At 44.0% G+C, this 14,880-nt stretch carries 17 protein-coding genes; 16 read left to right on the forward strand and 1 reads right to left on the reverse strand.

What is annotated here, in order from left to right; translation table 11 throughout:
• Positions 1-11 precede the first annotated feature (11 nt).
• The 16 genes from V8G47_RS09500 (at position 12) to V8G47_RS09575 (ending at position 13,762) form a co-directional block, all read left to right on the forward strand.
• Positions 12-863, forward strand: a complete 852-nt coding sequence (locus V8G47_RS09500; RefSeq protein ID WP_336199914.1) for a 3-hydroxyacyl-CoA dehydrogenase family protein — start codon at positions 12-14, stop codon at positions 861-863.
• Between the two features lie 17 nt (positions 864-880).
• Complete coding sequence (locus tag V8G47_RS09505) at positions 881-2,029, forward strand: acyl-CoA dehydrogenase family protein (protein WP_336199896.1); 1,149 nt, start codon at positions 881-883, stop codon at positions 2,027-2,029.
• A gap of 22 nt (positions 2,030-2,051) precedes the next feature.
• Positions 2,052-3,239 (forward strand): thiolase family protein, encoded by a 1,188-nt coding sequence (locus tag V8G47_RS09510; RefSeq protein ID WP_336199897.1) that lies wholly within the window; start codon positions 2,052-2,054, stop codon positions 3,237-3,239.
• 22 nt (positions 3,240-3,261) lie between these two features.
• Complete coding sequence (locus V8G47_RS09515) at positions 3,262-4,425, forward strand: thiolase family protein (protein WP_336199898.1); 1,164 nt, start codon at positions 3,262-3,264, stop codon at positions 4,423-4,425.
• A gap of 27 nt (positions 4,426-4,452) precedes the next feature.
• The gene (locus V8G47_RS09520; RefSeq protein ID WP_336199899.1) at positions 4,453-5,235 is read left to right on the forward strand and encodes an enoyl-CoA hydratase/isomerase family protein; all 783 of its coding nucleotides are present in this window, start codon (positions 4,453-4,455) and stop codon (positions 5,233-5,235) included.
• 17 nt (positions 5,236-5,252) lie between these two features.
• The gene (locus V8G47_RS09525; RefSeq protein WP_336199900.1) at positions 5,253-5,657 is read left to right on the forward strand and encodes a PaaI family thioesterase; all 405 of its coding nucleotides are present in this window, start codon (positions 5,253-5,255) and stop codon (positions 5,655-5,657) included.
• Between the two features lie 107 nt (positions 5,658-5,764).
• On the forward strand, positions 5,765-7,027 hold the full coding sequence (locus V8G47_RS09530; protein ID WP_336199901.1) for an MFS transporter: 1,263 nt from the start codon (positions 5,765-5,767) through the stop codon (positions 7,025-7,027).
• Positions 7,028-7,057: 30 nt separating this feature from the next.
• The gene (locus V8G47_RS09535; protein WP_336199902.1) at positions 7,058-8,050 is read left to right on the forward strand and encodes an NAD(P)H-dependent flavin oxidoreductase; all 993 of its coding nucleotides are present in this window, start codon (positions 7,058-7,060) and stop codon (positions 8,048-8,050) included.
• Between the two features lie 124 nt (positions 8,051-8,174).
• On the forward strand, positions 8,175-8,489 hold the full coding sequence (locus V8G47_RS09540) for a MerR family transcriptional regulator (RefSeq protein ID WP_336199903.1): 315 nt from the start codon (positions 8,175-8,177) through the stop codon (positions 8,487-8,489).
• A 258-nt stretch (positions 8,490-8,747) separates the two neighbouring features.
• The gene (locus tag V8G47_RS09545; protein WP_336199904.1) at positions 8,748-8,882 is read left to right on the forward strand and encodes a hypothetical protein; all 135 of its coding nucleotides are present in this window, start codon (positions 8,748-8,750) and stop codon (positions 8,880-8,882) included.
• An 80-nt stretch (positions 8,883-8,962) separates the two neighbouring features.
• Complete coding sequence (locus V8G47_RS09550) at positions 8,963-9,679, forward strand: GDSL-type esterase/lipase family protein (protein WP_336199905.1); 717 nt, start codon at positions 8,963-8,965, stop codon at positions 9,677-9,679.
• Positions 9,680-10,109: 430 nt separating this feature from the next.
• Positions 10,110-10,568: an 8-oxo-dGTP diphosphatase gene (locus V8G47_RS09555; protein WP_034764665.1), complete on the forward strand. Its 459-nt coding sequence runs from the start codon at positions 10,110-10,112 to the stop codon at positions 10,566-10,568.
• A gap of 48 nt (positions 10,569-10,616) precedes the next feature.
• Positions 10,617-11,510 (forward strand): RNase adapter RapZ, encoded by an 894-nt coding sequence (gene rapZ, locus V8G47_RS09560; RefSeq protein ID WP_336199906.1) that lies wholly within the window; start codon positions 10,617-10,619, stop codon positions 11,508-11,510.
• Entirely contained in the window at positions 11,507-12,469 is a 963-nt protein-coding gene (locus V8G47_RS09565) for a gluconeogenesis factor YvcK family protein (protein ID WP_336199907.1), read from the forward strand. Before rapZ ends, V8G47_RS09565 begins: the two co-directional genes overlap by 4 nt.
• Positions 12,470-12,529: 60 nt before the next feature.
• The gene (gene whiA / locus V8G47_RS09570; protein ID WP_034764240.1) at positions 12,530-13,477 is read left to right on the forward strand and encodes a DNA-binding protein WhiA; all 948 of its coding nucleotides are present in this window, start codon (positions 12,530-12,532) and stop codon (positions 13,475-13,477) included.
• Positions 13,478-13,504: 27 nt separating this feature from the next.
• Positions 13,505-13,762, forward strand: coding sequence for an HPr family phosphocarrier protein (locus V8G47_RS09575; protein WP_113969170.1), 258 nt, complete (start codon positions 13,505-13,507; stop codon positions 13,760-13,762).
• Positions 13,763-13,870: 108 nt separating this feature from the next.
• Here V8G47_RS09575 and clpP read toward each other — a convergent pair whose 3' ends face one another.
• Positions 13,871-14,470: an ATP-dependent Clp endopeptidase proteolytic subunit ClpP gene (gene clpP, locus V8G47_RS09580; protein WP_336199908.1), complete on the reverse strand. Its 600-nt coding sequence runs from the start codon at positions 14,468-14,470 to the stop codon at positions 13,871-13,873.
• Between the last annotated feature and the right edge of the window lie 410 nt (positions 14,471-14,880).

Below are 14,880 nucleotides of genomic sequence, written 5' to 3' on the forward strand. Positions count from 1 at the left end.
GCGTATACATGATCAAGCACGTAGCCATCATCGGTGCGGGAACGATGGGGCGGGGGATAGCTTACACGTGCGCAGCAGCCGGACTAAAGGTTGCCGTACAGGATATTCATTCTCATACCCTTCAAGCATGCAAAGAGTATATAGTCAGCCAATTTCAAAAAGCAGTACAAAAAGAATTCCTGACAGCCGAACAGGCAAACGCGTATGTCCGAAACATTAGCTATACGACTCATCTTAAGGAAGCGGCTGAGCAAGCTGATCTAGTCATTGAAGCGGTTCTTGAAGTAATGGAATTGAAGGTTGGGATTTTTAAGCAATTGGATGAATACGCGCCTAAGCATGCCATCCTGGCAACCAATACTTCTACCATGAGTCCGACAGAGATTGGAGCTCAAACGAACAGACCTCCTCAATGTATCGCCCTACACTTTTTTAACCCCGTTCCAAAAATGAAATTAATTGAAGTAATCTGTGGATTAGAAACATCCGAAGAAACGGTGGCAAAAAGTTTTCAGTTCGGAGTAACCATCGGGAAAGAATGTGTCAGGATCAACGAATTTCCAGGCTTTGCCGTCAGTCGCATGAATTGCTTGATCGGCAATGAAGCGATGAGAATGGTAATGGAAGGCGTCGGAAGTATCGAGGACATCGATAAAGCGATGAAGCTGGGACTGAACCACCCCATGGGCCCTTTGGAGTTAGCTGATTTAGTCGGATTGGATACGAGGCTCCGTAATATGGAGTATCTCTATAAAACACTGGGTGAAACCTATCGTCCCTGCCCTATCCTTACAAAGTACGTGAAAGCGGGAAGACTAGGCAGGAAAACGGGCAGAGGTTTCTACGAATATAGCAAACAATAGTGAAAGAGGTGAACAGGATGGACTTTCGTCTAAGCGAAGACATTCACTTTTTGAAAAAAAATGTACGTGATTTTGTCCAAACAGAAGTAGAGGCTGTGGCAATGCAGATTGAACAAGAGGATAAGATCCCCGACCGGATTAAAGAAATGTCAAAAGAACTGGGCCTGTTCGGATTAAGCATTCCAGAAGCCTATGAAGGGCTTGGAATCGGGATGGTAGGAAAATGTGCACTGTATGAGGAAATCGGAGCTACGCACAACGGTTATACAACTCTTATTGGGGCCCATACGGGGATTGGTACGGTCGGTATTGTAGAAATGGGCAATGAGGAGCAAAAGCGTAAATATTTGCCTGCCATGGCAAGGGGTGAAAAAATCGGCGCGTTTGCGTTGACTGAGCCTGGTGCAGGTTCTCATGCCACGAATCTTAAAACATCGGCTGTAAAAAAGGGAGACAAATACATTTTAAACGGGACGAAGCATTATATTACCAACGCGACAGAAGCAGATATATTCACGGTGATGGCTGTGACAGATCCGGATAAGGGTGCGAAGGGCATTACATCCTTCATTGTAGAAAAAGATTTCCCGGGGTTTCATGTCGGGGCAGTGGAGCGGAAGATGGGGCTCAGGGGATCCCATTCAGCTGAAATCATTTTAGAAGATTGTGAAGTGCCTGTTGAAAACGTATTGGGAGAAGAAGGACAGGGATATGTGAACGCACTAAAGATTCTGGCAAATGGGCGTGCCGGATTGGCAGCCCGCAATCTTGGTTCGTGTCAGAAACTTCTGGATTTAACTGCAACGTATGCGCAGGAACGGATTCAATTTGATGTTCCCATTTTTGAACATCAAGCCGTATCTCATATGATAGCGGAAATGGCGGTGGATGTTGAGTCACTGCGATCATTTACATATCGGGTAGCCTGGATGGTCGATGAAGGGATGAAAGTGATAAAGGAAGCGGCCATGCTGAAACTCTTTGGTTCAGAAGTATACAACCGCGTGGCCGATAAAGCTGTTCAAGTTCACGGAGGGATCGGGTATATCGCAGATTATCCGATTGAGCGTTTTTTCAGGGATGCCAGGATTACAAGGATATATGAAGGAACTTCTGAAATTCAGAAAAACATCATAGCTGGACAATTAAAGAAAGAGTATAGCTGACGACAGCAGAGGGAGAGAGAAGATGGGGGAAGAGATCGTCATTGTAAGTGCTGTCCGGACACCGATCGGACGCTATGGAGGCGCCCTGAAAGATATCAGCTCGGGCCATCTAGCGAGTCTTGTGATAGAAGAGGCGGTAAGAAAAGCCGATATCGCGGCTGAGCAGGTCAGTGAAGTGATTCTGGGTGAGGTAAGACAATCAACGGAATCCTCCAATGTTGCGAGAGTAGCGGCATTAAGGGCAGGGATACCGGACACTTCACCGGCCTTCACGGTCAACCGATTATGTGCATCCGGCATGCAGGCCATCGTCTCTGCTGTCCAACAACTGGAATTCAACCAGGGGACCATCGTTGTAGCAGGCGGAACAGAGAGTATGAGTCGTGCACCTCTATATCTAAGAAATACCCGCTTCGGAGGAGACCGAACCATCTTGGTAGATTCCAATACAGAAAATGGGCAGCAGCCACAAGAAATCTATGGACACAGACTCGGGATGGGAATCACAGCGGAAAATGTTGCGGAAAGATATCATGTTTCAAGAGAAGATCAGGATAGCTTTGCAGTAGAAAGTCAAAAAAGAACGGCTAAATCGATGGAAAGAGGAGCTTTTGAAGAGGAAATTGTCCCGGTTACGACCCAGCATAAAAAAGGACCGATCACAATCGATCGCGACGAGCATCCCCGTCCCGAAACAACGATGGAGAAGTTGTCTGGTTTAAAGCCCGCTTTCAAAGAAAATGGAACGGTCACAGCCGGTAATGCCTGCGGTCGAAATGACGGTGCTTCGGCATTGGTGTTAATGAAGAGAACTGAAGCCTCACGATTAAATATCAAACCGCTTGTAAAGGTAGTAGATTGGGCAACGACAGGAGTTTCTCCTGAAGTAATGGGGATCGGTCCGGTACCGGCCGTGAGGAAACTTCTGCAACGGACAGGTAAGAAAGTAGAGGATATCGGGCTTTTTGAGCTGAATGAAGCTTTTGCTTCTCAAGCATTGGCTGTCATTCGAGAGCTGAATCTGAATGTGAATAAAGTGAATGTAAATGGAGGAGCAATTGCTCTTGGTCACCCTGTTGGAGCAACGGGAGCCAGGATCGTCACTACCTTATTACACGAGATGGTACGCAGACAAGAAAGGTATGGGATTGCTACCCTTTGTGTGGGTGGTGGGCAAGGCATGGCGATTATGCTTGAAACCATTTTATAGATTTAAATAAGGAGAGGATGTTATGAAACAGCCTGTTATTGTATCCGCCGTCCGGACCGCCATTGCCAAACAAGGAGGGACTCTTGCTAATATGGACCCTTCCATGTATGGAGCTGCTGTGATGAAAGAAGCGATTCAGCGTGCACATATAAGAGCAGAGGACATTGATGATGTAATCTTTGGAAACTGTCTGGCTGGGGGAGGGAATATGGCCAGACTGACACTGCTTGAAGCTGATTTACCTCTGTCCATACCCGGCATGACCATCGATCGTCAATGTGGTTCAGGACTTAATAGTGTAGGTCTTGCAGCTGATCAAATCCGGGCAGGGCGTGGAGAGGTCTTCCTTGCAGGGGGAACGGAAAGCATGTCACGGTCACCATATTTACTTGCACCTCAAAGTAGATCCTATGATCGAATGCCTCCTCAATTTGTAAAAAGAAAACTTTCACCAGATCGTATCGGTGATCCTCCTATGGGAATAACAGCGGAAAACTTAGCTGAAAAGTATGAAGTAACGAGGGAGGAACAGGATTCATTTGCATACGAAAGCCAACAAAAGATGGCCAAAGCGATTGATAGTGGATATTTCAAGGAACAGATTGTCCCAATTTCTATTACGAATAGAAAAGGAGAATCCTATTTTTTCAATCAAGATGAACATGTTCGTCCGAATACGACATTAGAAGATTTATCAAAGCTTTCTCCCGTATTTAAAAAAGGGGGAAGTGTAACGGCGGGGAATTCTTCCGGTGTCAATGACGGGGCATCCGCAGTTGTTCTTATGTCAGAGGATCGGGCAAATGAAAAGGGAATAGCCGTATTAGCGAAAGTGAAGGAGTGGGCAGTTGCGGGAGTAGACCCAAATACAATGGGAATTGGTCCAGTCCCTGCTGTTCAAAAAGTACTTCGAAGAACAGGTTTATCTCTTGAGGATTTTGATTTAATTGAGTTTAATGAGGCGTTTGCTGCCCAGGTGCTTGCTTGTCAGCGGGAGCTATCCATGGACATGAAAAAGGTTAATGTAAATGGAGGGGCTATTGCTCACGGTCATCCCATCGCAGCAACCGGAACCATGCTCATTACAAAGTTAGTATATGAAATGGAAAGACGTGATGCAAAACGTGCTCTTGCAGCAGCTTGTATCGGCGGAGGACAAGGCATTGCTTTAATACTTGAACGCTAAAGAAATGAAGAATGGAGGGATATAGGTATGATTGCATTTGCAAATTTAGCCGTGATTAAAAAAGGACAGCTCGCTTATATCGTAATCAATCGTCCTGAACAGAGAAATGCTCTGACGAAAGAAACATTAGGAGAAATAACAGAGGCTTTAGAAGATATAAGGAAAGATGAAACGGTAGCATGCCTGATCTTTACAGGGAAAGGAAATAAATCGTTCGCTGCAGGAGCTGATATTGGCCAACTGCGTGAAAAATCGACGCTTGATGCGTTAAGTCCAACCGGAATGCAAGATGTTTACAATTTAATAGAGTCTTTCGAGAAGCCTACTATTGCAATGATTAATGGGTATGCTTTGGGAGGCGGATGTGAATTAGCCATGGCATGTGACATACGGGTAGCCTCAACAACTGCCAAGCTTGGTTTGCCCGAACTTAATTTATCCATCATCCCCAGTGCGGGAGGAACGCAGCGCCTAGTCAGGATCGTCGGCAAAGGAAAGGCACTGGAAATGATATTGATGGGCAAGGTGATAGACGCTGAAGAGGCGCATCGGATCGGTCTTGTATCAGAAGTAACCAAGCCCGAAGACCTTGAAGAAAAGGTAGAAGAGGTGGCGGGTCAAATCCTTTCAAAGGGCCCTTTAGCTGTAAAGTTAGCTAAAATTGCTGTAAACCTGGGGTCCGACGTAGACATGAAGACGGGGCTGATGATTGAAAAGCTTGCTCAGGCTGTCCTCTTTTCTTCAGAAGATAAAAGAGAGGGGACAACGGCATTCCTGGAAAAACGAAAACCAGAGTATCAAGGCAGATAAGAAGGGGGAGGCGAAGGTTGCCAATTACAATAGAAGATATTCGCGAGAAATTTAAAGATAACCCGTTTTTTTCCCATATAGGGTTTGAAATTGTACATTTCGAAGAAGGGAATGTAAAGATCAAGCTGGATATTAAAGAATATTTGCTTAATATAAACGGAACCCTCCATGGGGGTGTTCATGCCACTATGCTGGATTATATTCTCGGCATGGTCACGCGGTCCGTCACGAAGGCAAAGGTAGTGACAACGAGTTTAACCGTTCATTATCTTTCCAGTATTTCAGAAGGTGAAATCTTCGCAGAGGCCAAAGTTCTTCAGCAAGGATATAAACTTGCTTTTACTGAAGGGGAAATTAAGGATAGTCACGGTAATATTCTGGCAAAGGGAATTGGAACGTTCAAACTGGTTCGGGAGAAGTGATTTTTGTTAATGATACGAGTAAGCGTTTACACTCCTAACTCCTTTTTTAACCTAAAGAAATAATAACCAAGAAAAGAGGGATTCATATGCGGTGGTTTGTTCTTCTTATGTTATTTTTCGGTGCAGTGATTAATTTCGCTGATAAATCAATCATTGGGCTTGCGGCACTTCCCATCATGAAAGAACTGGATTTATCCTATGCAGAGTGGGGGCTTGTAGGAAGCAGTTATTACTGGCTTTACCCTGTAACAGGAATTTTTGGAGCTGCATGGGCAGATCGAATCGGAGCAAAAAAAGTCCTTGGATTATTAATGTTAACATGGGCCATCCTGCAATTTGGTGTCTTAGCGATTGCTGCTTTACCTCTATTGGTTGTATACCGGGTTTTATTGGGAGCATTTGAAGGCCCATTTAGTCCAGTTGCCTACAACCATGCAGATAAATGGTTCCCGGCAAAACAAAGAGGATTTGCAAACTCTGTTGTAGTTGCTGGTGGAACTGTCGGAGCAATGATTGCGGCACCGCTGCTGGTGGCATTGATTACTATATTAGGATGGAAGGCAGCCTTTGCCTGTCTAGGTCTGGCAAGTATCATATGGTTCTTTTTATTTCAATTCTTCACGAAGGAAAGTCCTGTAAAAAAATATCAGGAGGTTCAGAAGAAAAAGAAAGAAAAGCTGGGAAAAATAAACGTAAAAGATTTTTTAAAGCTTCTTGGTTCTCCTTCAGCTTTATTTACGACATTAGCATATTTTTCCACATATATCCTTGTTGTCTGGTTTTCTGTCTGGCTACCTATTTATCTAGTAGAATCAGTGAAAATGTCTCCAGGAGAAATGGGATACAGTGTGGCGGTTATCGGAATTGTTTCAGTCCTTATTTATACAGGGGTTTCAATGCTATCTGATTATTTATTTAAGAAAAGCGAAAACTGGCGTGTATCAAGAATTTTTGTAGTTGCTGGAGCGATGATACTGGGATCACTCTTACTGGCATCCATTACTATTTTTCAAAATCCGTTATGGGTCATCATCGCCATGTGTTTAGCTAAAGGATTAACTTATTCTATTTTACCGATTGGACCAACCATTATGATTAATGAGTGGCCAGAACGCGGTGCTTTGATGACAAGTATTTTAACTTCTTCAGGTAATGTCGCAGGAATCATTGCTCCGATTTTAACTGGTTATATAGTTGGGTTGGCTGGAGCAAACAAAATTGCAGGTTATAACTTATCCATAATGTCAATGGCAATCCTTGTTCTGGTTTTTGGTATCTTATTTGCTCTTTTTGTTAAACCGTCTATTGCCAAAAATAAGGTTGAACTGCATGATAATTTATCTGAAAATTCTAATATTAAGTATTCATAATCTTTGTGTCCAAATCAGAGGAGTGAAAAGATGAATACACGCATTACAGAACTGCTGGAAATTCAATACCCCGTTATTTGCGGAGGGTTATACAGAATTGGCCGTGCTCCTTTAGCAGCTGCTATATCAGAGGCGGGAGGGCTTGGCATAATGACCTCTGCCACTTTTGAAACGGCGGAGGAACTTCGTCAGGAAATAAGAAAAGCCAAAGAATTAACCAAAAAGCCGATCGGCGTGAATATCAACCTATTTCCCAGCGTGAAAAAAATGCCAAACGAGGCATATATAGATGTATTGCTGGATGAAGGGATTCGGATAGTGGAGACCTCGGGTAGAAATCCTGAACCTTTTATGAAGGTATTAAAAGATAATAACGTAATCGTTATCCATAAAGTCGCAGGAGTAAAATATGCCAAGACAGCTGAGAGGGTAGGATGCGATGCTGTAACTATAGTGGGATTTGAAGCTGGGGGGCATCCAGGGATGGAGGATGTGGGGAATATCGTTTTAGTTCCCCAGACAGTGGATGCAGTATCTATTCCTGTTCTTGCAGGTGGTGGGATTGCAGATGGCCGCGGCTTGGCTGCGATGCTTGCTTTAGGGGCAGAAGGCATCGTAATGGGTACGAGATTTTTAGCTTCTCAAGAAGCAATGGTCCACGACAATTTGAAAAGATGGATGGTACAGGCATCAGAAATAGATACGGCATTGATTCAGAAATCAATCGGTTCAACTTCGAGAGTGGGCAGAAATGCGATTGCTCTTAAAGTGCTGGATGCAGAAAGTAGAGGAGCAACATTGGAGGAACTCTTACCTTTCATTTCTGGCCAGAGGTCTGCAAAGGTGTTCAACGAAGGAGACCTCGATGCGGGTGTTTTTTCATGTGGTCAATCTGTAGCAAGAATCCGGCAAATTCAAACTGTAAAAGAAATCATTTCAGAGGTCGTAGGAGAAGGAAGACAAGTAACGGACAGAATGAGAAAGATTTGGAGTGATACTAATCAAATGGAGACAACCCAATAGTTCGTTCCTCTATTTTTTTCTTGCAATTTAGAATTCTTTGTAAGGTTTTCTAACATAATAGTCCAAATCCCCTGGCAGGGCATGTATAATCATGATATTCCCTGCTTAGGAGGATGAGGCAGCCGTGGTTAATGAACCTTCCTATAAAGAAAAGAAAGTGATTTCCATCGGAGTCGTGAGCGAATTGACGGGTTTGACCGAGAGGAAGATCCGTTATTACGAAGAGAAGAATTTGATCTTTCCACAGCGCTCAAACAGGGGATATCGCAAATACTCCTTTTCCGATGTGGAACGATTGATGGATATCGCCGACCAGCGTGAAGAAGGGGTCACGACGAAAGAAATAAAACATGAGCTAACCATAAAAGAGAGAAAAGAAGCTAAGAAAAAAATGATCAAAGGTCAGCTGAATGCACAATTTGGGGTTCAAAAGAAGTGATGAGGGACGGACCTCTGGATGTTTATGTGAATCTCTACGTAAATGTAACGGGGTATTAAATGGGTTTCTTGTGGTAAAAAAAGTAAATCGGCTGGATTACTCCTGATTATGGCTGGATTAAGCTCAATAACGGCTGGATTTTCTCCCTTTTCGGCTCCATTTCCGTCCAAAACGGCCGGATTTATTAAGCTATCCTCCTCTAAATACCCTACTACGCATAACGGAATAGCCCCTCAACACGCAAATCCATAGAAAAGCATGCCAGCAATGCCGCATCCCGTATATAGCAGACTCAAATTCACACAAAATGTCTATCTTCAAAAGCAGTTTCTCCTATACCACGCCTTCGTTGAAACAGAACCGATTGCACCGAAAACCATCTTCCAAAAATAAACAGGGTTATAACCCCCCCAACAGGGAATAAAGACTATTATGAAAGTCATCTCAGTTTATATCGGAAGGTCGGATCATGAATGAAAATTTTTAAAATCGCAGGGGTTGTCGTACTGTTTGCTCTTATTCCCATCGTCTACTTCAGTTTTTTTGCAGATGAGACAGAGTCATCTTCAAAGAAGCGGGTGATTGCATTGGGGGATTCCCTTACTTACGGCTATGGTGATAAGAAGGAAGCAGGTTATATCGGCCGTTTGGAAGAGAAAGTAAACAAAAAAAATACGAAGAAGTCGTATAACTTCCAGAATCTTGGGATACCGGGGCAGCAGTCGGATCAGTTACTCGCACAAATCGTAAAGCCCGAGGTTGCCGAGGATTTGAGTGAAGCGGATGTATATATCATCAATATTGGAACCAATGATTTAATCAAGAAAAATGGTGGAGACTTGTTCCCTTTACACCACGATGAGATCATGGAAGCGAAAAAGGACTATCTCGATCATCTGGATAAGATCCTGAATATTGTAGGGACAGCGAACAAAAAAGCGGATATCATCGTATTGGGATTGTATAATCCGTACCCGGACAAAGACAGCGATAAAATCGAAGCATATGTGGACGATTGGAATAAGTCGATGAAGAAGGAAGCAGAAAAACATGAAAATGTGAAATTCGTATCAACCAATCCATTATTCAAAGGAAAGTCCAAGGAAAACTATTTCCATGATTCCCTACATCCTAATGGGAAGGGATACGAATTAATGGCAGATCAAATTATGAAGAACTACGACTTTTAACCTTATTTTTACAGGATTCGTGGGGATTCGGGATGATTTGCGAAACCACGTTTGAAACATTAACAATTCCGTAATACCGTTTTAAATCTGTTGTAACACTAGTGAAACAATTTTCGGGTAATATAAATAATAAGAAATTGACCCCCTTTTAAGTAATAAATCCCGTAGATGACACAGGAATCGCCTGTGTCTATTTTTTTTGCTTTTTTTTCTGTTATAGTGAGTGGGGTATACCTGTACCAATCATTTGCAGACTCCTCAATATGTCAAAACATGTCCCAGTATCTTTCGATTCCATTCGACACGTTTTCCGGCAGGCGGAGACATTGTAGCTTGTCTTCAATCATAGTATAATGTAAGGAATGAAGTTGACTGTAATCGGGACTGATGCATCAACGGGTCCCGAATCATCAAGATTGAGGTGAAGGTAGTGCAACGTGTCACAAATTGTTTATATCTGGATGGAGACAAGGTGCTCCTTCTCCAAAAGCCCAGAAGGAACTGGTGGGTCGCCCCGGGCGGAAAGATGGAGTCCGGTGAATCGATCAGGGATGCCGTCATCCGGGAGTATCGCGAGGAAACGGGCATCTACTTAAAGAATCCTGATTTAAAAGGCGTCTTTACGTTCATTATTAAAGACGGTGATCAAATCGTTTCGGAGTGGATGATGTTTTCTTTTTTCGCAACAGAGGCGGATGGAGTCAATCTTCAGGAATCAGCAGAGGGTAAGATTAAGTGGCATCCGATTGAAGACATCAAGAATTTACCGATGGCTGAAGGAGATTATCATATTCTGGATTATCTATTGCACGGAAAGAATACGATTTATGGGACATTTACCTATACTCCTGATTTTAAATTATTATCTTATCGACTGGATCCAAGTTAAACAACGAACTTTATATATAGAATATTACGATAAAAGCGGGGGAAGAGCATGAGTACAGGTTCGACAAACGATGTTCAATTGGTCATCATAACGGGTATGTCCGGAGCTGGCAAAACCGTTGCCATTCAAAGCTTTGAGGATTTAGGATTCTTCTGTGTGGACAATCTGCCGCCCACTCTTCTTCCAAAATTTTTGGAACTGATGAAAGAGTCCGGTAATAAAATGAATAAGGTCGCCCTTGTCATGGACCTCAGGGGAAGGGAATTCTTCGATCATCTATTTAAGGCATTGGATGAACTCGCGGAAACGTCATGGGTATCACCTCGGATCCTCTACCTTGATGCGGATGATTCATCCCTGGTAAGACGGTACAAGGAAACACGCCGTTCACATCCATTGGCGCCATCTGGCCTGCCTCTTGAAGGGATCCGACAGGAAAGGGAGCTACTCGAGGAATTGAAGGGGCGTGCCCAGCTGATCTACACCACTTCCACCATGAAGCCAAGAGAACTTAGGGAAAAGATTTTAACGGAATTCTCGGTGAACAAGAAAACGATCTTTACGGTGAACGTCGTATCCTTCGGTTTCAAACACGGTATTCCCATCGATGCCGATCTGGTGTTTGATGTGCGCTTCCTCCCGAATCCCCATTATATCGATCATATGAGACCGAAAACGGGATTGGATGAAGAGGTATCGACCTATGTATTGAAATGGAATGAAACGAATAAATTCATCGAAAAGGTAACCGATTTACTCTCGTTCATGCTTCCCCAATACAAGCGTGAAGGCAAAAGTCAGCTTGTCGTGGCCATCGGATGTACGGGCGGACAGCATCGTTCGGTTGCGCTGGCAGAGTATCTTGGACATCATTTTGAAAAAGACTACCAAACAAAAATTTCTCATCGAGACATCCAGAAGAGAAAGGGTCTAACAACATGACACATACACCCAAGGTCGTCGTGATCGGGGGAGGGACCGGGCTGCCGGTCCTCCTCAGGGGATTGAAGCGACACCCGATTGATATATCGGCCATCGTCACCGTTGCAGATGACGGCGGCAGTTCCGGCCGTTTGCGGGACAGCCTGGACATACCTCCACCCGGGGATATACGGAATGTCCTCGCTGCCCTGTCAGAAGTAGAGCCACTGGTTGAACAAATGTTTCAACATCGATTTGAAACGACGAATGAACTTTCCGGTCATGCCCTCGGGAACTTGATCATCGCAGCCCTTGCTTCCATTACAGGTGACTTTGTCCATGCGATTCAGGAAATGAGCAGGGTGTTGAATGTGAAGGGAAAGGTGCTTCCATCAGCGAATCAGAGTGTCATCCTGAAGGCTGAAATGGAGGATGGGACGATCGTGACGGGGGAATCCGCCATTCCGAAAGCCGGCAAGAAGATCAAACGTGTCTTCCTGAAGCCGGACAGCATCAAGGCATTAGGGGAAACGTTGCGGGCCATCAAAGAAGCCGATTTAATTGTGATGGGACCGGGAAGCCTATATACTAGTATCTTACCCAATCTTCTTGTCCCCGGAATTGGCGAAGCCGTCTGCAAAGCGGAAGCCAAGAAGATGTATATTTGCAATATCATGACCCAGGCAGGGGAGACCCTGGATTATTCAGCAAGCGACCACGTGAAGGCGTTATACGATCATCTGGAAACCCCGAGCATTGATTATATCTTGGTAAACAAGAAACAGGTGCCTAAAGAGGTACAGGAAAGATATAATGAAGAGCAGGCGAGCCCCGTTCATTTCGATGTGGATAAATTAAAATCCATGGGCTTGGAAGTGATCGCAGAAGAGATCCTTTCCTATGACAATCATCTCGTTCGTCATAACACAGAGAAGGTCGCGGATATCATATATTCTTATTTGAAAGATTCAACCAACTGACATACAACGAAAATTTCTTGTGTATAAGGTTGTGCAAGCGTTTGCTAGGAGGTGATGGGGATGTCGTTTGCGTCTGAAACAAAAAAAGAACTGACCAATATTGAAGTGAAGGACTGCTGTGCAAGTGCAGAGCTTTCCGCATTGATTCGGATGAATGGTTCATTGTCCTTCTCGAATCAAATGCTCGTCGTCAATATTCAAACCGAAAACGCCGCCATTGCCAGAAGGATCTATACTCTGATCAAAAAAGGGTACGACACCCCGGTAGAACTTCTGGTACGGAAGAAAATGCGGCTGAAGAAAAACAATGTGTACATTGTACGAATCAAAGAAGATACAAAGATGATCCTCGAGGACTTGAAAATACTGGGTGAACATTTCACCTTTATCCATAATATAGCCGAAGACCTGATCAAGAAGAAATGCTGCAGGCGTTCGTACCTGCGGGGAGCGTTCCTTGCAGGCGGATCGGTCAACAATCCGGAAACATCATCGTATCATTTAGAAATCTTTTCTCTTTATTCTGAACACAACGAGGCGTTGTCCGAGCTGATGAATTCCTTCGGGTTGAACAGTAAGACCCTTGAAAGGAAAAAAGGCTTCATTACGTATTTGAAGGAAGCGGAGAAGATCACGGAGTTCCTGAATATCATTGGGGCACACAATGCCCTGCTCCGATTTGAGGATGTGAGGATCGTCCGAGATATGAGGAATTCCGTTAATCGTCTGGTGAATTGCGAGACGGCTAACTTGAATAAAACCATCGGTGCAGCCTTGAGACAGGTAGAAAACATCAAGTTTATCGAAAGGCATGTAGGATTACAGGTTTTACCCGATAAACTAAGGGAGATAGCAGAGCTTCGAGTGAACTATCAGGATGTTACGTTGAAAGAACTGGGGGAAATGGTGTCAGGCGGCACGATCAGTAAATCAGGAATCAATCACCGCTTACGGAAAATCGATCAGCTGGCAGACAAGTTAAGAGCGGGAGAAAAGCTCAATACCTAATTAAGGACAAAGGGGAGAGAAATGATTATGGTGGAAAAACAAGTAGAAGTGAAATTGAAGACGGGCCTTCAGGCGCGACCGGCGGCATTATTCGTACAGGAGGCAAACCGTTTCTCATCTGAAATCTTCTTAGAAAAAGATGGGAAGAAGGTCAATGCCAAAAGCATCATGGGCTTGATGAGTCTAGCGATCTCCACCGGCACTGCCATCACATTGGTAGCTGACGGAAGCGACGAAGAAGAAGCGCTCGTAGCCCTTGAGGGATTCGTTCAAAAGGAAGCGTAAGTGCTTCAGAAAAAGCCGGTGACCAGGGAGTGGTGACCGGCTTTTTCTATCGGTAGAAAAGACGATAAAACCCCTTTCCCGGAGTACGGGAAAGGGGTTTTTGGGTTCTTATTTATTATTATCCATTTCGTTACGAGTGATGATGCGGTCGATCAATCCGTATTCAAGCGCTCTTTCTGCTGTCATGAAGTTATCGCGGTCTGTATCTTTTGAAATCACTTCAAGAGGTTGACCAGTGCGATCAGCAAGGATTTGATTCAATTTTTCACGAAGGAATAGAATACGCTTTGCAGCGATTTCAATTTCCGTCGCCTGACCTTGAGCACCACCAAGAGGTTGGTGAATCATCACTTCAGCGTTAGGAAGGGCTAAGCGCTTGCCTTTTGCACCAGCTGCAAGAAGGAACGCTCCCATTGAAGCCGCCATACCGATACAGATCGTTTGAACATCAGGCTTGATGTATTGGATTGTATCGTAAATAGCCATACCAGCCGTGATGCTTCCGCCAGGAGAGTTTACGTAGATTGAGATATCCTTCTCCGGGTTTTCAGATTCAAGGAAAAGAAGCTGTGCTACAATGGAGTTCGCCACATTGTCGTCAATGCCGCTTCCAAGCATGATGACACGGTCTTTCAATAAACGTGAATAAATGTCATACGCACGCTCACCGCGGTTTGTTTGTTCAATAACTGTAGGAATTAAATTCATCCTCGTTCCTCCTTAGAAATCTTTTATTTTTTTAGAGTTACTTATTCACTTTGTACTGTTATCATACACCCATGGTCAATAAAGGTCAAACTAAACGATTCCTTTATTACCCTATATATAAATCCTTTCTACATGATACCCATTCATACCTTTTTTAAACGGGGGAGTGTTTGTAAAAGTTTATGGTTGGGAGCTGGGTTAAGTTCCATAATTAACATGATTACAAGAGATTCTTCTCTAAGATGAGCATAATGTGAAAACAAAGACCGTTCCTTTTCGCTGCAGGAACTTGCTTTCCGGCGGGGCGTGAGTTGAGCCTCCTGATATGAACGAAACTGTCAATGTCCGCACTCTACACCGATTTAAAAGCAGCTTTAATAACAGGAGCTCTTTTAGCTCCATTTTTCAAT

Source organism: Rossellomorea sp. LJF3 (assembly GCF_037046045.1).
Taxonomy (GTDB): Bacteria; Bacillota; Bacilli; order Bacillales; family Bacillaceae_B; genus Rossellomorea.